Annotated in this window: 22 protein-coding genes; 18 read left to right on the forward strand and 4 right to left on the reverse strand. The window is 72.5% G+C overall.

Annotated elements, in window-relative coordinates; all coding sequences use genetic code 11:
• Nucleotides 1-10 precede the first annotated feature (10 nt).
• From JT721_RS11910 to JT721_RS11920, 3 genes are read left to right on the forward strand one after another with little or no spacing between them, the layout of a single operon-like run.
• Nucleotides 11-949 (forward strand): o-succinylbenzoate synthase, encoded by a 939-nt coding sequence (locus JT721_RS11910; protein ID WP_374220884.1) that lies wholly within the window; start codon nucleotides 11-13, stop codon nucleotides 947-949.
• Entirely contained in the window at nucleotides 946-2,553 is a 1,608-nt protein-coding gene (gene menD / locus JT721_RS11915) for a 2-succinyl-5-enolpyruvyl-6-hydroxy-3-cyclohexene-1-carboxylic-acid synthase (RefSeq protein ID WP_205473358.1), read from the forward strand. The genes JT721_RS11910 and menD overlap by 4 nt, the downstream gene beginning before the upstream one ends.
• Before the next feature lie 19 nt (nucleotides 2,554-2,572).
• Nucleotides 2,573-3,208, forward strand: coding sequence for an MBL fold metallo-hydrolase (locus JT721_RS11920; RefSeq protein WP_205473359.1), 636 nt, complete (start codon nucleotides 2,573-2,575; stop codon nucleotides 3,206-3,208).
• 269 nt (nucleotides 3,209-3,477) lie between these two features.
• Here JT721_RS11920 and JT721_RS11925 read toward each other — a convergent pair whose 3' ends face one another.
• Nucleotides 3,478-4,950 (reverse strand): NAD(P)/FAD-dependent oxidoreductase, encoded by a 1,473-nt coding sequence (locus JT721_RS11925; RefSeq protein ID WP_205473360.1) that lies wholly within the window; start codon nucleotides 4,948-4,950, stop codon nucleotides 3,478-3,480.
• 80 nt (nucleotides 4,951-5,030) lie between these two features.
• Between JT721_RS11925 and JT721_RS11930 the strand changes: the two genes are divergently transcribed.
• Nucleotides 5,031-5,729 (forward strand): hypothetical protein, encoded by a 699-nt coding sequence (locus JT721_RS11930; RefSeq protein ID WP_205473361.1) that lies wholly within the window; start codon nucleotides 5,031-5,033, stop codon nucleotides 5,727-5,729.
• 7 nt (nucleotides 5,730-5,736) lie between these two features.
• Here the strand turns inward: JT721_RS11930 and JT721_RS11935 are convergent, their stop codons facing one another.
• Nucleotides 5,737-6,996: an isochorismate synthase MenF gene (locus JT721_RS11935; protein WP_205473362.1), complete on the reverse strand. Its 1,260-nt coding sequence runs from the start codon at nucleotides 6,994-6,996 to the stop codon at nucleotides 5,737-5,739.
• A gap of 71 nt (nucleotides 6,997-7,067) precedes the next feature.
• Between JT721_RS11935 and JT721_RS11940 the strand changes: the two genes are divergently transcribed.
• Entirely contained in the window at nucleotides 7,068-7,682 is a 615-nt protein-coding gene (locus JT721_RS11940) for a hypothetical protein (RefSeq protein ID WP_205473363.1), read from the forward strand.
• A gap of 8 nt (nucleotides 7,683-7,690) precedes the next feature.
• Here the strand turns inward: JT721_RS11940 and JT721_RS11945 are convergent, their stop codons facing one another.
• Nucleotides 7,691-8,551: a L,D-transpeptidase family protein gene (locus JT721_RS11945; protein ID WP_205473364.1), complete on the reverse strand. Its 861-nt coding sequence runs from the start codon at nucleotides 8,549-8,551 to the stop codon at nucleotides 7,691-7,693.
• A gap of 972 nt (nucleotides 8,552-9,523) precedes the next feature.
• Nucleotides 9,524-10,288, reverse strand: coding sequence for a L,D-transpeptidase family protein (locus JT721_RS11950; protein ID WP_240340615.1), 765 nt, complete (start codon nucleotides 10,286-10,288; stop codon nucleotides 9,524-9,526).
• A gap of 122 nt (nucleotides 10,289-10,410) precedes the next feature.
• On the opposite strand from JT721_RS11950, the gene JT721_RS11955 reads away from it, so the two are divergent.
• The 13 genes from JT721_RS11955 to nuoL all read left to right on the forward strand — a co-directional run bounded on the left by JT721_RS11955 (nucleotide 10,411) and on the right by nuoL (nucleotide 23,759).
• Nucleotides 10,411-11,100, forward strand: coding sequence for a demethylmenaquinone methyltransferase (locus JT721_RS11955; RefSeq protein WP_205473366.1), 690 nt, complete (start codon nucleotides 10,411-10,413; stop codon nucleotides 11,098-11,100).
• Between the two features lie 219 nt (nucleotides 11,101-11,319).
• Nucleotides 11,320-11,679, forward strand: coding sequence for an NADH-quinone oxidoreductase subunit A (locus JT721_RS11960; RefSeq protein WP_205473367.1), 360 nt, complete (start codon nucleotides 11,320-11,322; stop codon nucleotides 11,677-11,679).
• 10 nt (nucleotides 11,680-11,689) lie between these two features.
• Nucleotides 11,690-12,244, forward strand: coding sequence for an NADH-quinone oxidoreductase subunit B family protein (locus JT721_RS11965; RefSeq protein ID WP_205473368.1), 555 nt, complete (start codon nucleotides 11,690-11,692; stop codon nucleotides 12,242-12,244).
• On the forward strand, nucleotides 12,241-12,996 hold the full coding sequence (locus tag JT721_RS11970) for an NADH-quinone oxidoreductase subunit C (protein WP_205473369.1): 756 nt from the start codon (nucleotides 12,241-12,243) through the stop codon (nucleotides 12,994-12,996). Before JT721_RS11965 ends, JT721_RS11970 begins: the two co-directional genes overlap by 4 nt.
• On the forward strand, nucleotides 12,996-14,336 hold the full coding sequence (locus JT721_RS11975) for an NADH-quinone oxidoreductase subunit D (RefSeq protein WP_205473370.1): 1,341 nt from the start codon (nucleotides 12,996-12,998) through the stop codon (nucleotides 14,334-14,336). The genes JT721_RS11970 and JT721_RS11975 overlap by 1 nt, the downstream gene beginning before the upstream one ends.
• Nucleotides 14,333-15,091, forward strand: coding sequence for an NADH-quinone oxidoreductase subunit NuoE (gene nuoE, locus JT721_RS11980; protein WP_205473371.1), 759 nt, complete (start codon nucleotides 14,333-14,335; stop codon nucleotides 15,089-15,091). Before JT721_RS11975 ends, nuoE begins: the two co-directional genes overlap by 4 nt.
• On the forward strand, nucleotides 15,084-16,409 hold the full coding sequence (nuoF, locus tag JT721_RS11985; RefSeq protein ID WP_205473372.1) for an NADH-quinone oxidoreductase subunit NuoF: 1,326 nt from the start codon (nucleotides 15,084-15,086) through the stop codon (nucleotides 16,407-16,409). The genes nuoE and nuoF overlap by 8 nt, the downstream gene beginning before the upstream one ends.
• Nucleotides 16,406-18,823, forward strand: coding sequence for an NADH-quinone oxidoreductase subunit G (locus tag JT721_RS11990; protein WP_205473373.1), 2,418 nt, complete (start codon nucleotides 16,406-16,408; stop codon nucleotides 18,821-18,823). Before nuoF ends, JT721_RS11990 begins: the two co-directional genes overlap by 4 nt.
• The gene (gene nuoH / locus JT721_RS11995; RefSeq protein WP_205473374.1) at nucleotides 18,820-20,112 is read left to right on the forward strand and encodes an NADH-quinone oxidoreductase subunit NuoH; all 1,293 of its coding nucleotides are present in this window, start codon (nucleotides 18,820-18,822) and stop codon (nucleotides 20,110-20,112) included. The genes JT721_RS11990 and nuoH overlap by 4 nt, the downstream gene beginning before the upstream one ends.
• A 3-nt stretch (nucleotides 20,113-20,115) precedes the next feature.
• Nucleotides 20,116-20,658, forward strand: coding sequence for an NADH-quinone oxidoreductase subunit NuoI (gene nuoI, locus JT721_RS12000; protein WP_205473375.1), 543 nt, complete (start codon nucleotides 20,116-20,118; stop codon nucleotides 20,656-20,658).
• Entirely contained in the window at nucleotides 20,655-21,503 is an 849-nt protein-coding gene (locus JT721_RS12005) for an NADH-quinone oxidoreductase subunit J (protein WP_205473376.1), read from the forward strand. The genes nuoI and JT721_RS12005 overlap by 4 nt, the downstream gene beginning before the upstream one ends.
• Nucleotides 21,500-21,802 carry an NADH-quinone oxidoreductase subunit NuoK gene (nuoK, locus tag JT721_RS12010; RefSeq protein WP_205473377.1) on the forward strand — a complete coding sequence of 101 codons (303 nt, stop codon included), beginning with the start codon at nucleotides 21,500-21,502 and terminating at the stop codon, nucleotides 21,800-21,802. Before JT721_RS12005 ends, nuoK begins: the two co-directional genes overlap by 4 nt.
• A gap of 13 nt (nucleotides 21,803-21,815) precedes the next feature.
• The gene (gene nuoL / locus JT721_RS12015; RefSeq protein ID WP_205473378.1) at nucleotides 21,816-23,759 is read left to right on the forward strand and encodes an NADH-quinone oxidoreductase subunit L; all 1,944 of its coding nucleotides are present in this window, start codon (nucleotides 21,816-21,818) and stop codon (nucleotides 23,757-23,759) included.
• The last annotated feature ends 45 nt before the right edge of the window (nucleotides 23,760-23,804 follow it).

Genomic DNA, 23,804 nt, shown 5'->3' on the forward strand with positions numbered 1-23,804 from the left:
GGTGTGGTCGGTGCCGATGCGCACGCGCTTCCGCGGCATCACCGTGCGCGAGGGCATACTCGTCGAGGGCCCCGCCGGGTGGGGGGAGTGGAGCCCGTTCCTGGAGTACGACGCTCGGGTAGCCGCACCGTGGCTGCGCTGCGCCGAGGAAGCCGCGGCCGGCGCCTGGCCGGCGCCGGTGCGCGACCGGGTGCCGGTCAACGTCACCGTGCCGGCCGTCGATCCCCAGCGTGCCCACGAGATCGTCCGCGTCGGCGGGTGCACCACCGCGAAGGTGAAGGTCGCCGAGCCCGGCCAGTCGCTCGGCGACGACCAGGCTCGGCTCGAGGCCGTGCGCGACGCGCTCGGCCCCGGCGGGCGGGTGCGGGTCGACGCCAACGGGCTGTGGGACGTCGACGGGGCGGTCGCCGCGATCGGGGTGCTCGACCGCGCCGCCGGCGGGCTCGAGTACGTCGAGCAGCCGTGCGCGACCGTCGAGGAGCTCGCCGCCGTACGCCGCCGGGTAGGGGTGCCGGTCGCCGCCGACGAGTCGATCCGTCGCGCCGACGACCCCTACCGGGTGCGCGAGCTCGAGGCTGCCGACGTCGCCGTGCTCAAGGTGCAGCCGCTCGGCGGGGTGGCGGCGTGCCTGCGGATCGCCGAGGACATCGGACTGCCGGTCGTGGTCTCCTCGGCGCTGGAGTCGTCGGTGGGCATCGCCGCCGGGGTGGCCCTGGCCGCCGCGCTGCCCGAGCTGCCGTACGCCTGCGGGCTCGCGACCGTGCAGCTGCTCACCGCCGACCTGGTGACCGAGCCGCTGCTGCCGGTCGACGGGCAGCTGCCGGTGGGGGCGCCGGCCGTCGACGCCGACCGGCTCACCGAGCTCGCGGCCGCCCCCAACCGGGTGGCGCACTGGGAGGCCCGGCTCGCCGAGGTCCGCGCCGTGATGGGGGAGGATCGGCCGTCGTGACCTCCTCCGCCGCCGAGCTGGCCCGATCGGTCGTCGACCAGCTGGTCGCCGCCGGCGTCACCGAGGTCGTGGTGTGCCCGGGCTCGCGCAACGCCCCGCTGTCGTTCGCCGTCCACGACGCGGCCGTCGCGGGCCGGGTGCGGCTGCACACCCGGATCGACGAGCGCTCAGCCGGCTTCCTCGCCGTCGGCCTGACCCGCACCGGGGCGCGGTCCGCGGTGGTCTGCACCTCCGGCACCGCGGTCGCCAACCTCCATCCCGCGGCCCTCGAGGCCGCTCACGCCGGGCTCCCGCTCGTGCTGGTGACCGCCGACCGGCCCGCCCGGCTGCGCGGCACCGGCGCCAACCAGACCACCGACCAGGCGGCGGCTTTCGGGCCGCTGGTGCCCGCCGCCGACCTCGACGCCCCCGCCGAGCTCGCCACGCTGCTGGCGCACCCGGGGGCCGTGCAGCTCAACGTGCAGCTCGACGAGCCGCTGATCGCGCCGGGGTGGTCACCCGCCGCCGGTCCGCTGGCCGCGCCTGCCCAGCGGTCCGACGGCCCCCGGCCCCGGGCCACCGAACCCGCCCCGGTGCCGCTCGGGCCGCGCACGGTCGTGGTCGCCGGCGACGACGCCGGCCCCCCCGCGCGGCTGCTGGCCCAGGCCGCCGGCTGGCCGCTCCTGGCCGAGCCGAGCAGCGGCGCCCGCACCGGTGACCACGCGCTGCGCACCTACCGCCTGCTGCTCGAGGGGCCGCTCGGCCGCAGCGTCGAGCGGGTGGTGGTGCACGGGCACCCCACCCTGAGCCGGCCGGTCAGCCGGCTGCTGGCCCGCCGCGACGTCGAGGTGCTGGCGGCCCCGGCCCGCGGGGCCTGGGCCGGGCGGCCGTTCCCGGTCACCGGCACCATCGTCGGTGGCGACCCCCACCCCGACCAGGCCACCGACGACCCCGACTGGCTGGCCTCGTGGCAGCGGGCCGACCGCGAGCTGGGGCTGGCGGTCGACCGGCTGCTCGCCGAGGAGCCCGCGCTCACGCCGTACGCCGTCGCGGGCGCGGTCGCCCGGGCCCTGCCGTCCGGCGGCCTGCTGGTCGTGGGGGCGTCCAGCCCGGTGCGCGACCTCGACCTGGCCGCCCGACCCTGGCCGGTCGGCGAGCGGCGCAAGGTGGTGGCCAACCGCGGGCTGGCCGGCATCGACGGCACCGTCTCGACCGCGCTGGGTGCCGCGCTCGGCCGGCCGCACGGCACCCGCAACCTGGCCCTGATGGGCGACGTCACCTTCCTCCACGACAGCAACGGGCTGGTGCTCGGCCCCGACGAGCCGCGGCCCGACCTCACGCTGGTCGTGGTCAACGACGACGGCGGCTCGATCTTCTCGATGCTCGAGCAGGGGGCGCCGGCGTACGCGTCGGCGTTCGAGCGGCTCTTCGGCACGCCCCACGGCGTGGACCTCGAGGCGCTGTGCGCCGCCACCCGCACCCCGCACCTGCGGGTCGACTCGGCCGCCGCCCTCGAGCAGGCCCTCGCCTCGCCCAACGGAGGGGTCGAGGTGGTGGAGGCCGTCGTCGACCGCACCGGCCGCCGCGACCTCGACGAGCGGCTGCGCGCACTGGCCCCGCGGTAGGCGCTCTATCGTCGAACCCATGCGGATCACCAAGCTCGGCCACTCCTGCGTCCGGATCGAGCACGACGGCACCACGCTGGTGCTCGACCCCGGGGTCTGGTCCGAGCCCGACTCGGTCGACGGCGCCGACGCGGTGCTGATCACCCACGAGCACCCCGACCACGTGCTGGTCGACACGCTGCGCCGCAGCACCGCACCGGTGTACACGATCGACGCCGTCGCCGCCCTCCTCGCCCGGGAGGCACCAGACGTCGCCGAGCGGGTCGTGGTCGTGGCGCCGGGGGAGTCGTTCGACCCCGGCCTCCCGGTGCGCGCGGTGGGCGAGCTGCACGCGGTGATCCACCCCGAGCTCCCGCGCTTCGCCAACAGCGGCTACGTCGTGACCGCCGGCGACGCGAAGGTCTACCACCCCGGCGACGCCCTCACCGCCCCCGGCGAGGACGTCGACGTCCTGCTCCTCCCGGTCTGCGCGCCGTGGATGAAGGCCTCGGAGGGGGTGGAGTTCGCCCGCGAGGTCCGCGCCCCGCGCAACGTCGCGATCCACGACCGCGTCTACTCCGAGGCCGGCCTCGGCGTCGTCGACGGTCACCTCGACCGCTTCCTCACCCGGGACGGTCTCTCCTACGTCCGCCTCCCGGACGGCACCGACCTCTAGCCACTCACCGGTGGTTGAGGAAGTTGCGCTGGCGAACCGCCGGTGGTTGAGGAAGTTGCGCTAGCAACTGTCTCGAAAGCCCTGCACCCGAACGCCCTCCGGTGGGGACGGGAGGGCTGTCGGCTCACCGGGCAACGAGTGAAGGACTTCGTCCTTCCTCGACCAGCGGCGGTCGCCGAGTCGCTCGCGGTGCCTGAGGGAGGGTCGTCGTCTCGCCGGGTCTCGACGACGCTCGCTGGCGCTGGTGCTCGACCAGCGCTGGAGCGGCCCTACGCGTACGCGTAGTCGTCGAGCGGGAAGGTCTCGGCGGTGCGGTGGGTCTGGATCGTGGAGCTGGGGCGGAGGAGGGCGGGCTCGCCGTGCTGGTTGAAGTAGTAGCTGCGGGCGGTGGCGCAGGACCCCACGGTGAACACCGAGTCGCGGAGCCGCTCGGTGACCCAGCCGAGGAACGCCTCGTTGGCGGGGTCCCTGACCTCGAACGTCGTGGCGCCGCGGCGGCGTACCTCGCCCAGCAGGCGGCCCAGGTGCTTCATCTGGCCCTCGACGGTGGTGAAGAACGAGAGGCCGGAGTAGGAGTACGGCGAGGCGAGGTTGAGGAAGTTGGGGAAGCCCGGCACCGCGATGCCCTGGTAGGCCTGGAAGCGCGTGGACCGCCACCAGCCGCCGAGGTCCTTGCCGTCACGCCCGGTGACCCGGATCGCCGGGAAGTTGGTGTCCCAGACGTCGAAGCCGGTCGCAAGCACCAGCACGTCGAGGTCGACCGTGCCGGTGTCGGTGACGACGCCGGTGGGGGTGATCTCGGTGATGGTGGAGGTCTCGAGGTCGACGTGGTCGCGGGTGAAGGTGCGGTAGTAGTCGTTGGAGAACGTCGGGCGCTTGCAGCCGAAGGAGTAGTCGGGGGTGAGCTTGCGGCGCAGCTCGGGGTCGGCGACCTGGCGGCGCAGGTGGCGCCGGGCGATCGCGGCGGCGGCGGCGTTGAGGAACCGGGCGTGGCGGTAGTGCAGCACCGCCGCGATCATCACCAGCTCGAGCACCGTGGTGTTGACGGTGCGCGCCACCCGCTGGGTCAGCGGCACCCGCGCGAAGAGCTGCTGCACCAGGCGCGGCATCCGGTGGTCGAGCTTGGGGGTGACCCAGATCGGCGTGCGCTGGAAGACGGTGAGGTGTCCGGCCCGGTCGGCCAGCTCGGGGACCAGCTGCACGGCGGTGGCGCCGGTGCCGATCACGCCGACCCGCCGCCCGTCGAGCTCGACGTCGTCGTCCCAGGCGCTGGTGTGGACGACGGCGCCGGCGAACTGCTCGACGCCGGGGATGTCGGGCAGCTTCGGCTGGGAGAGGAAGCCGGTGGCGGCGACCAGGTAGCGGCACCGCAGCCGCTCGCCACCCGCGGTAGCGACCTCCCACTCCTGCGCCGCCTCGTCCCAGGTCGCACCCTCCACGGCGGTGCCGAACCGCATGTGGCGGCGCAGGTCGTAGCGGTCGGCGACGTGCTCGGCGTACCGCTTGAGCTCGGGGCCGCGGGCGTACCAGTGCGACCACCACGGGTTGGGCTCGAAGGAGTAGGAGTAGGTGACGCTGGCGATGTCGACGGCCAGGCCGGGGTAGCGGTTGACGTGCCAGGTGCCGCCGAGGTCGTCCTCGCGCTCGAGCATCAGCAGGTCGTGGATGCCCTGGCGCTTGAGCTCGATGGCCGCACCCATCCCGCCGAAGCCGGTGCCGATGACGATCGCCTCGTGGGCCATGACCACTGAATAGCATTCAGTAGCGACGCAGGGAAGCCGGGTGCTTCCCTCCGGCGGCCCCGGCCCGTCAGGATGCGGCCATGCCCGAACCCGTCTACGGTCCCCCGCCCGGCGCGCCGACCGCCGGAGCGTCGTACGCCCGCAGCAGCGGGGAAGACCTGCCGCTGGCGGCGCCCCCGCGGCGGGTGCCGGCGGTCATGCACCTGGGCCTGTTCGCCTGGCGGGGCTGGGAGCTGTTCACCGTGGTGATGGTGGTCGTGGCCCCCCTGGCGCTGTGGATCTTCCTGCCGGCCGGGCTGCCGGTGATGCTCGGCCTGGTGCTCGCGGTCGTCGTGGGCTACCGCTGGCGGCTGCACCGCCAGCGGATGCGGGTGCTCCGGTGGGGCAAGGTCGCGACGGTCACCGACGTCACCACCAGCCCGACCAGCACCAGCTACACCAACGTGCCGATGCGCCAGGCCCGCGGGTGGCGGACCACCTCCCGGGCCTACACGGGTCAGGGGGTGCGCTCGGAGGTCGCCTTCGAGGTCGAGGAGGCGCCCGGACGGCTCGTGCTCAAGGGCCTGCCCTACGCCGGCGGCGTGGTGCTGGCCGACCCGCGTCGCACCGCCGACGCGCTGTGCATCAGCTCGGTGCCGTTCTCGGTCGCGCCCGGCCCGGACGGCGAGCTCGCCGTGCACGTCAGCCTCTGGCAGGGCATCGGCGCCGGACTCACGCTCGGGCTGTACGCCGCGCTCGCCGGCATCGCGGTGATCGTGGCGGGCCACACCTGGACCTGACCGCGGCTCAGGCCTCGAGGGAGTTGCGCACCGGCACGAACTTCGCCTGCGACTCGGCGAGCTCGGCCTCGGGGTCGGAGTCGGCGACGATGCCGCACCCCGCGAACAGACGCACCGTCTCGCCCGTGACCTCCGCCGAGCGCAGCGCGATGCCCCACTCGCCGTCGCCGTCGGCGTCCATCCACCCCACCGGGCCGGCGTAGCGGCCGCGGTCCATGCCCTCGATCGCGGCGATGAGCGCCGTCGCGACGGGGGTGGGCGTCCCGCCGACGGCGGCCGAGGGGTGCAGGGCGGCCACCAGCTCCAGCGACGAGACCGTCGCGGCGTCGTGGACCACGCCCGCGACGTCGGTGGCCAGGTGCATGACGTTGGGCAGGTGGAGGACGAACGGCGCCTCGGGCACGTTCATCGACGAGCAGTGGGGCTCGAGGGCGTCGGCGACCGAGCGCACGGCGTACTCGTGCTCCTCGAGGTCCTTCGAGGAGCGGGCCAGCGTCGCGGCGAGGGCGAGGTCGCGGCCGTCGTCGCCGGTGCGGCGGATGGTGCCGGCCAGCACCCGCGAGGTCACCAGGCCGCGCTCGCGCCGCACCAGCAGCTCGGGGGTGGCGCCGAACAGGCCGTCGACGTGGAAGGTCCAGCACATGGGGTAGTCCGCGGCCAGCCGGGCCAGCGGCCAGCGGACGTCGACCGGGGCCGCGCACGTCGCCACCAGGTCGCGGGCCAGCACCACCTTCTCGAGCTCCCCGGCGGCGATCCGGGTCACCGCGTCGGCGACCACCGACATCCACTGCTCCCCGTCGAGCGCGCCGTCGGCGAAGACCACCCCGGCCGGGGCGGCGGGGGCGTCGGCGGCGTCGGGCAGCACGCCGGTGACGTGGCCCTCGCGCGAGGTCGTCGTCATCCAGGCGACGTCGCCGCGGCGGCCCACGACCACCTCGGGGACGACGAAGACCGAGTCGCCCGGCTCGTCGGCGAACCCGAAGGTGCCGAAGCCGACCAGGCCGGTGCCGGGCTCGCCCACCCGGTCGTCGACCTCGGCCTGCGCACACGTCTCGCTCCACCACTTCGCGGTCTCGGCGAACCGGGTCGCGCCGCGGGTGCGGACCTCGGCGGCGCTGCCCCAGCCGACCAGGCCGTCGCCGCGGCGCAGCCACGAGACGGGGGCGTCGGCCGGCAGCAGGTCGAGCAGCGAGGCGCCGGCGTCGAGGTCGACACGGACGGTGCGGGTGAACAGCCGCGAGACCGGGGTCGGCGCGGTCGTCGTCACGGGTCGAGACTACTCAGCGACGGGTGATCCCCCGCACGCGCCCGGCTCCCCGCGTGGGTAACGTCACGCCCATGGCATCGGACTTCCTGCGCGCCCGCGTCCTCCCGATCGTGACCGGGCTGCTCGTGCTCGGCGTGGTCGTCGGCCTCGCCGTCGGCCTGCCCCGGCTGTACGACGAGGACGGCGGGTCGGTCGACCTGCCCGACGAGCTGGCGGGCGGGTGGAGCGCGGTCGACACCGTGGGTCCCGGCGGTGACGACGCCGCGGAGTACGCCGAGACCCAGGCCACCGCCACCGAGTACGTGCAGGACACCTACCGCGACGTCTACGACGCACCCGTCGGGTTCCGGGCCTACGCCGACGAGGAGCGCCAGCGGTTCGTCATCGCCACCGTCTTCCCCGGGCCGGGCCGGGCGTTCGGCCCGCCCAACGGCATCGCCGACCCCGAGGTGATCCGCACCAAGAGGGCGCCCACCGAGCTGGTGCGCGAGGACGACGCGGTCTGCGTCGTCAACTGGGAGGCGGTCTCGGCCGACGACGACTCGCAGCCCGAGCCGGAGACCCCGCTCGGCGTCAGCTGCCAGGCCCCCGCCGGCGAGCGCACCGTGCAGGTGTCGACCTCGCAGCAGAGCGTCGACGACACCGTCGAGCTCCTCCACGAGGTCGCCGAGGCCGTCGCCTCCTGAGCCGCCGCTCAGGACCAGTAGACGACGACCCGGTCGCCCACCTCCACCTGGTCGAAGAGCCACTCCACCCCGCTGCGGTCGCGCACGTTGACGCAGCCGTGCGACGCGCCGCCGTACCCGGTGGCCGCGAAGTCGGCGGAGTAGTGGACCGCCTGACCACCGGAGAAGAACAGCGCGAACGGCATCGGGGTGTCGTAGAGCCTCGACACGTGGTCGCGGCTCTTGAGGTAGACCTCGAACACGCCCTCGCGGGTGGGGGTGTAGTCGGAGCCGAACCGCACGTCGACGGTCTTGCGCACCTCGCCGTCGACCACCCAGCGCAGGGTGCGGCTGCTCTTGTCGACGCACAGCGCGCGCCCGGTGCGGCAGCGCGGATCGAGCCGGCCGGGCTGGTTGACGTTGCCGTTGTGCAGCTGCTCCTGGGTGGGCGTCGTGCTCATCGAGCGGAGCCGCTTCAGGGTGCGCTGGTCGACCTCGCCGGTGACGGGGAAGCCCCGCTTGTCCTGGAACCCCTCGACCGCCTCGACGGTGTGGTCGCCGTAGACGCCGTCGACGTCCTCGGAGTACCACGCGAGCTGCTTGAGCCGGGCCTGCAGGTCGCGCACCGCCGGCCCCTCGTCGCCGGGTCCGAGCACGGTCGGCCCGGGTTGGCTCGCCGGGTCGGGCCGGGGCCCGCGGGGCGGGTCCGGCTCCGGGGCCGCCACGGTCGGGACGTCGTCCGGGGTGTCGGCGACCGGCACCACCACCCGCTCGGGGTCCGGCGCGTCGGCGCGCGCCTGCTGGCGCTGGGCGTAGCCGACGGCGAAGGCGGTGGTGGCGAGCAGGGCCAGCGTGAGCAGGCCCAGCGCCGCACGGCGCAAGGAGGTCATCGAGGGCTCCTGGAGGGGAAGTGGAGGTCTCTCACCCCAGGGTGACGCCGCGGACCGCGATTTGGTTGCCGCCTCGCCGGTGCGACCTACGGTGCTCGAGGTGCGAAGGCCGCCAAGCCTGAGCCTCGAGACCCGGTGAGCCGAACGCCGGGCGCTGGTCGAGGTGCGAAGGCCGCCAGGCCTGAGCCTCGAGACCCGGTGAGCCGAACGCCTTCCGTAGCTGCGACCGCGCGGACGGGACTCGGGCGGGGGCTGACTCCCTGGGGTGTGATCCGGGGCGCGGGTGACAGTGGGTGGGGTGCGGGGTGCCGCGCGTGGGTGGGCACTGCGGCTGCTGCGCGTCGGACGTCGTTCGGCACTCGTTGCCGTGTCGCCGGTCGCTGCCCTGCCGTGCCCCGGCCACCGCTTCGGCGCCACGCCGCCGTCTACGTGCCGAACGACGCCCGTCGCTCCGCCGCCTCCGTGCCGGGCAGCGCGGCATCCCGACGCGTGCGCGGACGGGCACCGCTGGTCGAGCAGCGAGTCCCTGCGGCCACCGCTGGTTGAGGAAGGACGAAGTCCTTCACTCGTTACCCGGTGAGCCGCACGCCCTCCCGTGCGTGGCGACTCCGGGGATGAGGCTCGGGTGGGGGCTGACTGTGGGTGGGGGTGGGTGCGGGGGGCCGCGCGTGGGTGGGCACTGCGGCTGCTGCGCGCCGGACGTCGTCCGGCACTCGTTGCCGTGTCGCCGGACCCTGCCCTGCGGTGCCCTGTCGTGGTCTTCGGCGCCACGCCGCCGTCCACGTGCCGAACGCCGCCCGTCGCTCCGCCGCCTCCGTGCCGGGCAGCGCGGCAGCTCGCTGGTTGAGGAAGTACGAAGTCCTTCACTCGTTACCCGGTGAGCCGATAGCCCTCCCGTGGGGACGGGAGGGCTATCGGCGTACGGGGTTTCGAGACAGTCGCTAGCGCGACTTCCTCAACCAGCGGGGAACGTCAGCTCCAGTAGACGACGACCCGGTCGCCGGTGCGGACCTGGTCGTAGAGCCATTCGATGCCGGGGCGGTTGCGGACGTTGACGCAGCCGTGGGAGGCGCCGTTGTAGCCGACCGCGGCGAAGTCGCTGGAGTAGTGCACGGCCTGGCCGCCGGAGAAGAACATCGCGAACGGCATCGCCGAGCCGTAGAGGGACGACACGTGGTCGCGGCTCTTGCGGAAGACGGAGTAGACGCCCTCACGGGTCGGAGTGGCGCTGGAGCCGAAGCGGACGTCCATCGACAGCACGACGCGGCCGCCGACCATCCAACGGATGGTGCGCGAGGACTTGTCGATGCACAGCACCCGGCCGGTGCGGCAGCGGCCGTCGAGGCGGCCCGGGCGGTTGGAGCCGCCGCGGGCGTGCAGCTCGCGGGGGCCGGGGGCGCGCGTGAGCTTGCGCAGCTTCACGATCGTGCGCTTGTTGACCTTGCCGGTGACCGGGAAGCCGTTGCGGCGCTGGAAGACCCTCACCGCGGCGGTGGTCTCGGGACCGTAGAACCCGCTGACGTCCGGGACGAACAGGCCGCGCTGCTTGAGCCGGGCCTGCACCCGGCGGACCTCGATGCCCTGGTCGCCCGGCTTGGCGAAGAACGTCGGGGCGGCGGTGGCCCCGTCGCCCGGGATCTCGTCCGCGGTCGCCGGGGCGGCGGTCAGCAGCGAGCCCGAGGCGAGCACGAGGAGGAGGGTGAGCGCGCCCAGGGCGGCGCGGCGGAAGGTGGTCATGGTGAGGTCCTGAGGTGAGTCGTGGGAGGTGACACCCAGATGACGCCCGGCCGGACGATTCGGTTGCATCGCCGGACCGGGCGCCGGTCACCGCCACAGGATAGGGCCGTACGCTCCCGTTCGTGGCCCGAGCCGACCTCGACAAGCAGCCGACCGACGTACGCCGGATGTTCGACGCGGTCGCACGCCGCTACGACGTGACCAACGACGTCCTCTCGCTCGGCCAGGACCGCCGGTGGCGGCGCGACGTGGTCGCGGCCGTCGACCCGCGGCCCGGCGAGCGGGTGCTCGACCTGGCGGCCGGCACCGGCACCTCGAGCCAGCCCTTCGCCGACCTCGGCGCGGTCGTCGTGCCGTGCGACTTCTCCCTCGGCATGCTCCAGGTCGGCAAGCGGGCCCGCCCGGCGTTGCCGTTCACCGCCGGCGACGGCACCCTGCTGCCGTTCGCCGACGCGACCTTCGACGCCGTGACGATCTCGTTCGGCCTGCGCAACATCGTCGACCCGGCGGCGGGCCTGCGCGAGCTGCGCCGGGTCACCCGCCCCGGCGGCCGGCTCGTGGTCTGCGAGTTCAGCCACCCGACCTGGGCCCCGCTGCGCACGGTCTACGTCGAGTACCTCATGCGCGCGCTGCCCCCGGTGGCCCGGGCGGTGTCGTCGTCACCGGACGCCTACGTCTACCTCGCCGAGTCCATCCGCGCCTGGCCCGACCAGGCGGGGCTGGCCGCGCTGGTCGCCGAGGCCGGCTGGCGCGACGTCGAGTGGCGCAACCTCTCGGCCGGCATCGTCGCCCTGCACCGCGCCACTGCCTGATGGCACAGGCCGTCTGAGACCCGTCTGGGCAGGTCACGACGGGTGCCAATTAGGCAACGTTCCCGTGCGCAAAATGTGCAGGTCAGGACCGCTTTCAGGGGGTCACCCCCCGCGCGTGACGGCGTGCCGGAGGAGTGGCAGACTGTGACCCGCGCTACTTAGTGATTGCGTTCACAAGCACACAAGTGGGCGTCGATCCAGGGAAGGAACGTCGCAGCAATGGAGCTCTACACGCCGGTTCTCGTACTGGCGGCCCTCGCCGCTCTGTTCGCCGTCGGATCGGTGGCGATGAGCGCGTTCGTGGGGCCCAAGCGCTACAACCGGGCGAAGCTCGACTCCTACGAGTGCGGCATCGAGCCGACGCCGCAGCCGGTGGGCGGCGGCCGCTTCCCGGTGAAGTACTACATCACCGCGATGATGTTCATCGTCTTCGACATCGAGATCATCTTCCTCTACCCCTGGGCCGTCCACTTCGACGCGATGAAGTTCTTCGGCCTGGTCGAGATGGTCATCTTCATCGCCACCGTCTTCGTCGCCTACGCCTACGTGTGGCGCCGCGGCGGCCTCGACTGGGACTAGGAGCAACACCATGGGTATCGAGGAGAAGCTCCCGAGCGGGGTGCTGCTGACGACGGTCGAGGGCGTCGCCGGCTACATGCGCAAGGCGTCGTTCTGGCCGGCGACCTTCGGCCTGGCCTGCTGCGCCATCGAGATGATGACCAGCGGTGGCCCCAAGTACGACCTGGCCCGCTTCGGCATGGAGGTCTTCCGCGCCAGCCCCCGCCAGGCCGACCTGATGATCGTGGCCGGCCGGGTCAGCCAGAAGATGGCGCCGGTGCTGCGCCAGATCTACGACCAGATGCCCGACCCCAAGTGGGTGCTCGCGATGGGCGTGTGCGCCAGCAGCGGCGGCATGTTCAACAACTACGCGATCGTGCAGGGCGTCGACCACGTCGTCCCCGTCGACATGTACCTGCCCGGCTGCCCGCCGCGCCCGGAGATGCTGATCGACGCGATCCTCAAGCTCCACGACCAGGTGCAGAACAAGAAGCTCGGCGCCAACCGCCTCGCGGAGATCGAGAAGCGCGAGGACGACGCGCTCAAGGCGCTGCCCACCTCGCAGATGAAGGGGCTGCTCCGGTGAGCGAGGACCAGAAGGACGTGCTGCCCGAGCCCAAGGGGCCCGAGCAGCGGGCCGAGGACGCGTCGCCCGAGAACTCCCCGGCGACGCTCGACCCGACCGTCCCCGCGGTCGGCGTGCGGCGTGGCATGTTCGGCGTCAGCGGCACCGGCGACACCAGCGGCTACGGCGGCCTGGTGCAGCCGGTCGTCTTCCCGGGCGTGGCCACCCGGCCGTTCGAGGGGTGGCACGAGGACGTCGCCGCGGCGCTCGACACCGCGCTGGCCGGCGGTGGCGTCGAGCACGCCGTGGAGTCCGTGGTCATCCACCGCGGCGAGATCACCTTCCACGTGCGCCGTGACGACCTCCCGGTGGTCGCCCGACTGCTCCGCGACGACCCGGCGCTGCGCTTCGAGATGTGCCTCGGCGTCAGCGGCGTCCACTACCCCGACGACGTCGGTCGCGAGCTGCACGCCGTCTACCACCTGCTCTCGATGACCCACAACCGCCGGATCCGCCTCGAGGTCACCGCGCCCGACGCCGACCCGCGGATCCCGTCGATCGTGGCGACCTACCCCACCAACGACTGGCACGAGCGCGAGACCTACGACATGTTCGGCCTCGTCTTCGAGGGCCACCCGGCGCTGACCCGGGTCCTCATGCCCGACGACTGGCCGGGCCACCCCCAGCGCAAGGACTACCCGCTCGGCGGCATCCCGGTCGAGTACAAGGGCGGCAGCATCCCGCCGCCCGACCAGCGGAGGAGCTACAACTGATGAGCACCACCGAGGACCTCTACGCCGGCGCGTCGGACACCACCGAGGGCCGCGTCTTCACGGTCACCGGCCAGGACTGGGACCAGATCAGCGAAGGGCTCGCCGACGACGGCCACGAGCGCGTCGTCGTCAACATGGGCCCGCAGCACCCGTCGACCCACGGCGTGCTCCGGCTGATCCTCGAGCTCGAGGGCGAGACGGTCACCGAGGCGCGCTGCGGCATCGGCTACCTCCACACCGGCATCGAGAAGAACATGGAGTTCCGCTCCTGGGTGCAGGGCGTCACGTTCTGCACCCGGATGGACTACCTCTCGCCGTTCCACAACGAGCTGACCTACTGCCTGGGCGTCGAGCGGCTGCTCGACATCGAGGACGACGTCCCGGAGAAGGCCCGCGTGATGCGGGTGCTGCTCTCCGAGCTCAACCGGATCTCCTCCCACCTCGTCGCGATCGCCACCGGCGGCATGGAGATCGGCGCGCTGACGGTGATGACCATCGGCTTCCGCGAGCGCGAGCTGGTGCTCGACCTCTTCGAGCTGATCACCGGGCTGCGGATGAACCACGCCTTCATCCGCCCCGGCGGCGTGGCGCAGGACCTGCCGCCCGGCGCGCTCGACGAGATCCGCGGCTTCATCGCGCTGATGAAGAAGCGGCTGCCCGAGTACGCCGCGCTCTGCAACGCCAACCCGATCTTCAAGGCCCGCCTCGAGGGCGTCGGCCACCTCGACCTCGAGGGCTGCCTGGCGCTGGGCCTCACCGGTCCGGTGCTGCGCAGCACCGGCTACCCGTGGGACCTGCGCAAGACCCAGCCCTACAGCGGCTACGAGGAGTACGAGTTCGACGTCCAGACGTGGGACACCGCCGACTCCTACGGCCGGTTCCGGATCCGCCTCAACGAGATGTGGGAGTCGCTGCGGATCGTCGAGCAGGCCGCCAACCGGCTGGCCTCGCTGGAGGGCGCCCCGGTCATGGTCGCGGACAAGAAGGTGGCCTGGCCCAGCCAGCTGGCCATCGGCTCCGACGGCATGGGCAACAGCCTCGACCACATCCGCCACATCATGGGCGAGTCGATGGAGGCCCTGATCCACCACTTCAAGCTGGTCACGGAGGGCTTCCGGGTGCCGGCCGGCCAGGCCTACGTGCCGGTCGAGTCGCCGCGCGGCGAGCTCGGGGCCCACGTGGTCTCCGACGGCGGCACCCGCCCGTTCCGCGCGCACTTCCGCGACCCGTCGTTCACCAACCTGCAGGCGACGAGCGTGATGAGCGAGGGCGGCATGGTCGCCGACGTCATCGTCGCGATCGCCAGCATCGACCCCGTCATGGGAGGCGTCGACCGATGAGCTTCACCCAGGAGACGCTCGCGGAGCTGCGCGAGATCGCCGGCCGCTACCCGCAGCCGCGCTCGGGCCTGCTGCCGATGCTCCACCTCGTCCAGTCCGTCGAGGGCCGGATCACCTCCGAGGGCATCGAGACCTGCGCCGACATCCTCGACCTGTCGCCCGCCGAGGTCAGCGGCGTGGCGACGTTCTACACGATGTACAAGCGCAAGCCCGTCGGCGACTACCTCGTCGGCGTGTGCACCAACACGCTGTGCGCGGTGATGGGCGGCGACGCGATCTTCGACCGGCTCAAGGACCACCTCGACGTCGGCAACGACGAGACGACCGCCGACGGCAAGATCACCCTCGAGCACATCGAGTGCAACGCCGCCTGCGACTACGCGCCGGTGATGATGGTCAACTGGGAGTTCCTCGACAACCAGACCCCGGAGTCGGCGACCCAGCTGGTCGACGACCTCCGTGCGGGCAAGGAGGTCCACTCCACCCGCGGGCCGAAGCTCTGCACCTGGCGCGAGACCGAGCGGGTGCTGGCAGGCTTCCCCGACGGCCGGGTCGACGAGGGCCCGGCCGCGGGCCCGGCGTCGCTGGTGGGTCTCTCCATCGCCCGCGAGCGCGGCTGGACCGCGCCCGACACCGACGAGACCGCCGCGGCCGACGGCACCGGCGCCGAGTCGAAGGTCGGCGCCGCCGAGCAGGCCGACACCTCGCGCGCCGAGTCCGAGACCACCCAGGAGGAGGGCCAGAAGAATGGCTGACACGCTGACGCCGGTCCTCACCGACGACTGGGACGCCGAGCAGAGCTGGAAGCTCGCCACCTACGAGTCGCGCGGCGGCTACCAGGCCCTCACCAAGGCGCTGGGCATGGCCCAGGACGACATCATCACCGCGGTCAAGGACTCCGGGCTGCGCGGTCGCGGCGGCGCGGGCTTCCCGACCGGCATGAAGTGGTCGTTCATCCCGCAGGACAACCCCAAGCCGAAGTACCTCGTCGTCAACGCCGACGAGTCCGAGCCGGGCACCTGCAAGGACATCCCGCTGATGATGGCCTCGCCGCACACGCTCGTGGAGGGCGTGATCATCAGCTCCTACGCCATCCGGGCCAACCACGCGTTCATCTACATCCGGGGCGAGGTCGCCCACGTGATCCGCCGCGTGCAGGCCGCGGTCGCCGAGGCCTACGCCGCCGGCCACCTCGGCAAGGACATCCACGGCTCGGGCTACGACCTCGACGTCGTCGTCCACGCCGGCGCCGGCGCCTACATCTGCGGCGAGGAGACCGCCCTGCTCGAGGGCCTCGAGGGACGCCGCGGCCAGCCGCGGCTGCGCCCGCCGTTCCCCGCCGTGGCCGGCCTCTACGCCAGCCCCACCGTGATCAACAACGTCGAGTCGATCGCCTCGGTGCCGAGCATCGTCAAGAACGGCGCCGCCTGGTTCGCCGGCATGGGCACCGAGAAGTCCAAGGGCTTCGGCATCTTCTCCCTGTCCGGCCACGTCACCCGGCCCGGCCAGTACGAGGCGCCGCTCGGCATCACCCTGCGCGAGCTGATCGAGCTGGCCGGCGGCATCCGCGAGGGCCACTCGCTGAAGTTCTGGACCCCCGGCGGCTCCAGCACCCCGCTGCTGACCGACGCCCACCTCGACGAGCCCCTCGACTTCGAGGGGATGGCCGGCGTCGGCACCATGCTCGGCACCCGCGCCATCCAGCTCTTCGACGAGACCACCTGCGTGGTCCGCGCGGTGCTGCGGTGGACGGAGTTCTACAAGCACGAGTCGTGCGGCAAGTGCACGCCCTGCCGCGAGGGCACCTGGTGGCTGGTGCAGACCCTGGCAGCGCTGGAGAAGGGACAGGGCAGCGAGAGCGACCTCGACCTCCTGCTCGACCAGTGCGACAACATCCTGGGCCGCTCGTTCTGCGCCCTGGGCGACGGCGCGACCAGCCCGATCACGAGCTCGATCAAGTTCTTCCGCGACGAGTACCTCGCCCACCTCACCCACGGCGGCTGCCCGTTCGACCCGGCCGCCTCCACCCTGTTCCCGTCCCTGTCGAGCACTGCTGTCGGAGCCCAGGCATGACGACCACGCCCGAGAAGGCCGCCCAGGAGACCGACCTGGTCACCGTCACCATCGACGGCGTCCAGGTGAGCGTCCCCAAGGACACCCTGGTGATCCGCGCCGCCGAGCAGGTGGGCGTGCAGATCCCGAGGTTCTGCGACCACCCCCTGCTCGCGCCGGTCGGCGCCTGCCGGCAGTGCCTGGTCGACGTCCCCGACGCCGGCAACGGGCGCGGCTTCCCCAAGCCGCAGGCCTCGTGCACCCTGCCGGTGGCCGACGGCATGGTGGTGAGCACCCAGCTGACCAGCGAGGTGGCCGACAAGGCCCAGCAGGGCGTGATGGAGTTCCTGCTCATCAACCACCCCCTCGACTGCCCGGTCTGCGACAAGGGCGGCGAGTGCCCCCTGCAGAACCAGGCGATGTCCAACGGTCGCGGCGAGTCGCGGTTCACCGACTCCGGTGCGGGCGGCATCAAGCGCACGTTCCCCAAGCCGATCAACCTCTCGCCGCAGATCCTGCTCGACCGGGAGCGCTGCATCGTGTGCCAGCGCTGCACCCGGTTCGCCGCCGAGATCGCGGGCGACCCGTTCATCGAGCTGGTCGAGCGCGGAGCCCAGCAGCAGATCGGCATCGCCGAGAACGCGCCGTTCCTCTCCTACTTCGGCGGCAACGTCATCCAGATCTGCCCGGTCGGCGCGCTGACCTCGGAGTCCTACCGGTTCCGGTCCCGCCCGTTCGACCTGGTCTCGACCCCCTCGGTGGCCGAGCACGACGCCTGCGGCTCCGCGATCCGCGTCGACCACCGGCGCGGCAAGGTGATGCGCCGGCTGGCCGGCAACGACCCCGAGGTCAACGAGGAGTGGATCACCGACAAGGACCGCTTCGCGTTCACCTACGCGACCGCCCCCGACCGGATCACCTACCCCCAGGTGCGCGACCGGGTCGAGGACGGCGGCGACGGGGCGCTGCGGCCGGCGTCCTGGCCCGAGGCGTTCGCGGTCGCGGCCCGCGGCCTCGCCGCGGCCGGTGCGATCGGCGTGCTCCCCGGCGGCCGGGTGACGGCCGAGGACGCCTTCGCCTACAGCAGCTTCGCCCGGGTCGCCCTGGGCACCAACGACGTCGACTTCCGGGCCCGGCCGCTCTCGGCCGAGGAGACCTCGTTCCTCGCCGCCCGCGTGGTGCTCGGCGCACCCCAGGTCGGTGGCGTGTCGTACGCCGACCTCGAGGCGGCCAGCACGGTCGTGCTCGCGGGGCTCGAGCCCGAGGACGAGGCCGGCATGGTCTTCCTGCGGCTGCGCAAGGCCGTCAAGGCCGGCGCCCGCGTGGTCGCGGTCGCGCCGTTCTCGACCCGGGGCCTGCGCAAGCTCGGTGGGGAGCTGGTCGCCACCGCGCCCGGTGGCGAGGCCACCGCCCTCGACGCCCTGACCGGCCTCGACGAGCGCTCCGTGGTGCTGGTCGGCGAGCGCCTGGCGACCTCGCCCGGCGCCCTGTCGGCCGCCGCCCGGCTCGCCGACGGTGCCGGCGCTCGGCTCGCCTGGGTGCCCCGCCGCGCCGGTGACCGCGGCGCGATCGAGGCCGGCTGCCTGCCGAACCTGCTGCCCGGCGGCCGACCGGTCGCCGACGCCTCGGCCCGCGTCGACGCCGCGGCCACCTGGGGCGTCGACGGCGTGCCCGAGACCCCCGGCCGCGACGCCGACGCGATCGTCGCCGCGGCGGTGGCCGGCGAGCTCGGCGGCCTGGTCGTCGGCGGCGTCGACCCCGACGACACCGCCGACCCGGCGGCCTTCCGCGCGGCGCTCGACGCGGCGTCGTTCGTGGTCGCCCTCGAGCTGCGCGAGACCGACGTGACCCGGGCCGCCGACGTGGTGTTCCCGGTGGCGCCGGTCAGCGACAAGGCCGGCACCTTCGTGACCTGGGAGGGCCGGGTCCGGCCGTTCGAGGCGGTCTTCAGCAACCCCGCCTCGCTGCCCGACCTGCGGATCCTCGCCGGCATCGCCGAGGAGCTCGGCCGCCCGCTCGGCTTCCGCACCGTCCAGGAGGTCCGTGCCCGGATGGCCGAGATGGGCCCCTGGGACGGCGCCCGCGCTACCCACGAGCCGGTCGCGGCCGCGCCCGCGGCGCCGGCGGCGGCGTCGGAGGGCTTGCTGCTCGCCACCTGGAAGCAGCTGGTCGACAACGGTTCGATGCAGGACGGCGACGACTTCTACCGCAGCACCGGGCGCACCCCGGTGGTGCGGGTGACCCGCACCGTCTACGACGCGGTCGGGCCGGTCGTCACCCTCACCGGCGACCGGGGCTCGGTGTCGCTCCCGGCCGAGATCGCCGACCTGCCCGAGGGCGTGGCCTGGGTGCCCGCCAACTCCTTCGGCAACGGGGTGCTGGCCGACCTGGCCTCGCCCGGCAGCCGGGTCACCGTGAAGGGAGTGGAGGCATGATCTCCGCCGCCGACGACCTCTCGGCCTTCGGCCAGGACCCCTGGTGGGTCATCGGTCTCAAGGTCGTGCTGATCTTCGTCGTCCTGGTGCTGCTGACGCTGTTCAACATCTGGTGGGAGCGCCGCGTGGTCGCGCGGATGCAGCACCGGATCGGCCCCAACGTGCACGGCCCCTTCGGCCTGCTGCAGTCGCTGGCCGACGGCGTCAAGCTGGCCCTCAAGGAGGACATCATCCCCAAGGCCGCCGACAAGGTGGTCTTCCTGCTCGCCCCCGTGCTGGCCACGGTGCCGGCGTTCGTGACCTTCGCGGTGATCCCGTTCGGGCCCGAGGTCAACTTCTTCGGCCACCAGACCCCGCTCCAGCTCACCGACATGCCCGTGGCGGTGCTGTTCGTGATGGCCGTCGCCTCGATCGGCATCTACGGCATCGTGCTCGGCGGCTGGTCCAGCGGCTCGACGTACTCCCTGCTGGGCGGCCTGCGCTCCAGCGCCCAGATGATCTCCTACGAGGTCTCGATGGGCCTCGCGCTCGTCGCGGTCTTCCTCTACGCCGGCTCGATGTCGACGTCGGAGATCGTCGAGGCCCAGGACGACCTCTGGTTCGGCCTGATCCTGGTGCCGTCGTTCGTGATCTACGTGATCTCGATGATCGGCGAGGTCAACCGGGCGCCGTTCGACCTCCCCGAGGCCGAGGGGGAGCTGGTGGGCGGCTTCCACACCGAGTACAGCTCGCTGAAGTTCGCGCTCTTCTTCCTCGCCGAGTACATCAACATGGCGACGGTCTCCGCGCTGGCCACCACGCTGTTCCTCGGCGGCTGGCACGCGCCGTTCTGGATCGACGAGCTCTACAGCGGCTTCAACGAGGGCTACTGGCCGGTGCTGTGGTTCTTCGGCAAGGTGCTCTTCTTCATCTTCATCTTCATCTGGCTGCGCGGCTCGCTGCCGCGGCTGCGCTACGACCAGTTCATGGCGTTCGGCTGGAAGCGGCTGATCCCCGTCTCGCTGGTGTGGATCGTCGCGGTGGCGACCATCCGGTCGATCTCGCTCGACGGCGGTATCGACCGGCGCTACCTGCTGATCGGCATCGGCGTGCTGGCCGTGGTCTTCCTCGCGCTGTTCTTCGTCGGCGACCCCGGCGGCGACGACGAGGAGGAGGCCGCCCCCGAGGGTGGTCGTGCCGGGGGCTACCCCGTGCCGCCGATGCCCGCCGGCGGCGCCGTCCGCGGGGCCGCTGCACCGCTGACCTTCGAGACATCGACCGTCGCCGCGAGCGCCGGGAAGGACGAGTAGCCCATGCCCACGTTGAAGGAGCAGTTCTGGGACCCGGTCGCCGGCTTCGGCGTCACGTTCCGGACCATGTTCAAGAAGGTCGTCACGGAGCAGTACCCGTTCGAGAAGCTCCCGACGGCCCCCCGCTTCCACGGCCGTCACCAGCTCAACCGCTGGCCCGACGGGCTGGAGAAGTGCATCGGCTGCGAGCTGTGCGCGTGGGCCTGCCCGGCCGACGCCATCTACGTCGAGGGTGCGCAGAACTCCGAGGACGAGCGGTTCAGCCCGGGCGAGCGCTACGGCCGCGTCTACCAGATCAACTACCTGCGCTGCATCCTGTGCGGGCTGTGCATCGAGGCGTGCCCCACCCGCGCGCTCACGATGACCAACGAATACGAGCTGGCCGACGACAACCGCGCCGACCTGATCTACGAGAAGAAGGACCTCCTCGCGCCGCTGCTGCCCGGCATGGAGCAGCCGCCCCACCCGATGCGGCTCGGTGACGACGAGGGGGCCTACTACCGCGGCGCCTACAGCGCCCCTGCCCCCGACGAGGCGCAGGCATGACCGCGTTCTACGTCCTGGCGCCGCTGATGGTGATCGCTGCGTTGTGCCTGCTCTTCGTGCGCAAGGCCGTGCACGCCGCGCTGCTGCTGGCCGTGGTGATGGTCAGTCTCGCGATCCTCTACGCCGTGCTCGAGGCGCCGTTCCTCTTCGCGGTGCAGATCATCGTCTACACCGGCGCGATCCTGATGCTGTTCCTGTTCGTCCTGATGCTCGTCGGCGTCGACGCCTCGGACTCGGTGGTGGAGACCATCCGCGGCCAGCGGCTGATGGCGGCGGTGGCCGGCCTCCTGCTGGGCGTCGTCCTGGTCGTCGGCCTCGGCCAGGTCACGCTCGGCACCGTGGTCGGCCTCGACGAGGCCAACTCCGGTGGCAACATCCAGGCCCTGGCCAACGTGCTGTTCTCCAAGTACGTCTTCGCCTTCGAGACCACCAGCGCCCTGCTGATCACCGCGGCGGTCGGCGCGATGGTGCTCGCCCACCGCGAGCGGCTGACCCCCAAGCCCTCCCAGGCCGACCTCGCCGCCCAGCGGGTGCGCGACTACGCCGAGACCGGCCGCAGCCTGGGCCCGCTGCCCGCACCGGGTGTGTTCGCGCGGCACAACGCGGTCGACACCCCCGCCCTGCTCCCCGACGGCACGGCCGCGGAGTCGTCGGTCTCCCGCGTGCTCGCCGCTCGGGGCACCGTGCGCTCGGTGCCGGCCGACGCGGCAGATCAGGTGGCCCGCACGATCGACGGCGTGCCCGGCGGGGCGTCGAGCGCGACGGACACCTCCGCCGGCTCGGGCCACAACACCGAGAACCCGTCGACCAGCACCCCCGACCCGGGCGAGGAGGCCGACCGATGACCGACATCACCCCGTTCATCGTGCTCTCCGCGATCCTGTTCACGATCGGCGCGGTCGGCGTCCTCGTGCGCCGCAACGCGATCGTGGTCTTCATGTGCGTCGAGCTGATGCTCAACGCCTGCAACCTCGCGCTGGTGGCCTTCGCCAAGCAGCACGGCAACCTCGACGGCCAGATCGCCGCCTTCTTCGTGATGGTGGTGGCCGCGGCCGAGGTCGTCGTCGGGCTCGCGATCATCATGACCATCTTCCGGACCCGTCGCTCGGCCTCGGTCGACGACGCGAGCCTGCTGAAGTTCTAGGAGCCACCCACCGATGCTGTCCCTCTCCGAGGACCACCACATCCCGCTCGTGGACCCCTCCGCGGCCGACGGGGTCTTCTCGCTGACCTGGCTGGTGATCGGCCTGCCGCTGCTCGGTGCGGTCGTCCTGCTGCTCGGTGGGGCGCTGTTCCCGCGGGCGCTCGACCGGTGGGGCCACTGGTTCGGCACCGCGATGCCGATCGGCTCGTTCCTGATCAGCCTGGCGATGTTCTTCTCGCTCGCCGGCCGCGACTCCGGCGACCGCCAGGTGGTCCAGGAGCTCTACACCTGGATCGAGACCGGTGACCTCCACGTCGGCCTCGACCTGCTCTACGACCCGCTGTCCGCGCTGTTCCTCCTGCTGATCACGGGCGTCGGCTCGCTGATCCACGTCTACTCCATCGGCTACATGGAGCACGACGTGCGCCGCCGCCGCTTCTTCGGCTACCTGAACCTGTTCGTCGCGGCGATGCTGATGCTGATCCTCTCGGAGAACTACCTCGGGCTGTTCCTCGGCTGGGAGGGCGTCGGCCTGGCGTCGTACCTGCTGATCGGCTTCTGGCAGCACAAGCCGTCGGCCGCCGCGGCCGCCAAGAAGGCGTTCGTGGTCAACCGGGTCGGCGACCTCGGCATGTCGACCGCGATCATGCTGATGTTCGTCACCTTCGGTTCCACCAGCTTCGCGGTCGTGAGCGCCGGCGCGGGCGGCGCCTCCGACGCGGCGCTCACCGCGCTCGGCGTGCTGCTGCTCGTCGGTGCCTGCGGCAAGTCCGCCCAGGTGCCGCTGCAGTCGTGGCTGCTCGACGCGATGGAGGGCCCGACCCCGGTCTCGGCCCTCATCCACGCCGCGACCATGGTCACCGCCGGCGTCTACCTCATCACCCGCTCCAACTTCATCTTCGAGCTCGCCCCGCACGCCCAGACCGCCGTGGTGGTCGTCGCCACCGTGACGCTCCTGTGGGGCGCGATCATCGGTTGCGCCAAGGACGACATCAAGAAGGCGCTGGCCGGCTCGACGATGAGCCAGATCGGCTACATGATGCTCGGCGCCGGCCTCGGCGTCGCCGGCTACGCCTTCGCGATCTTCCACCTGCTGACCCACGGCTTCTTCAAGGCCAACATGTTCCTGGGCGCCGGGTCGGTCATGCACGCGATGGACGACGACGTCGACATGCGCCACTACGGCGCGCTGCGCAAGCTGCTGCCGGTCACGTTCCTGACCTTCGCGATGGGCTACCTCGCGATCATCGGGTTCCCGGGCTTCTCGGGCTTCTGGTCCAAGGACAAGATCATCGAGACCGCCCTGGTCGAGAACCCGGTCGTGGGCATCTGCGCGCTGCTCGGCGCCGGCATCACCGGCTTCTACATGACCCGCCTGATGCTGATGACGTTCTTCACCAAGCAGCGCTGGGAGGACCAGGTCCACCCGCACGAGTCGCCGAAGGTGATGACCGTGCCGCTGGTCGTGCTGGCGGCGCTGTCGGTGCTCGGCGGCCTGCTGCTGGCCGGCGACTGGATCGTGGAGTGGCTCGCGCCCGTCGTGGGCGAGGCGCCCCACCACGACCCGCCGCTGCCGGTCGTCGTGATCACCCTGATCACGGTCGCGACCGTCGCCGTCGGCGTGGCCGCCGCCTGGTTCCTGGTCGGCAAGCGCGACGTGCCCCGCGAGGCCCCGCAGGACGTCTCGTTCGCCACCCGCGCGGCGCGCGCCGACCTCTACGGCGACGCCACCAACGACGCCCTCGTCGTCCGCCCCGGCCGCGCGCTGGTGACCGGGCTGACCACCGCCGACCGCAGCGTCGTCGACGGCACGTTCCGCGGCACGGCGCTGACCGTGAGCGCGCTCGGCACCCTGCTGCGCCGCGCGCAGAACGGCTACGTGCGCAGCTACGCGCTCTCGCTGCTGGCCGGCGTCCTGCTCGTGGTGCTGGCGCTCCTGGCGGTGAACCTCGCATGAGCCTCCGCCAGCCCCGCCCCGTCCGCCCACGCGCCTGCGAGGACC

It is taken from the genome of Nocardioides sp. SYSU D00038 (genome assembly GCF_016924665.1).
GTDB lineage: Bacteria > Actinomycetota > Actinomycetes > Propionibacteriales > Nocardioidaceae > Nocardioides.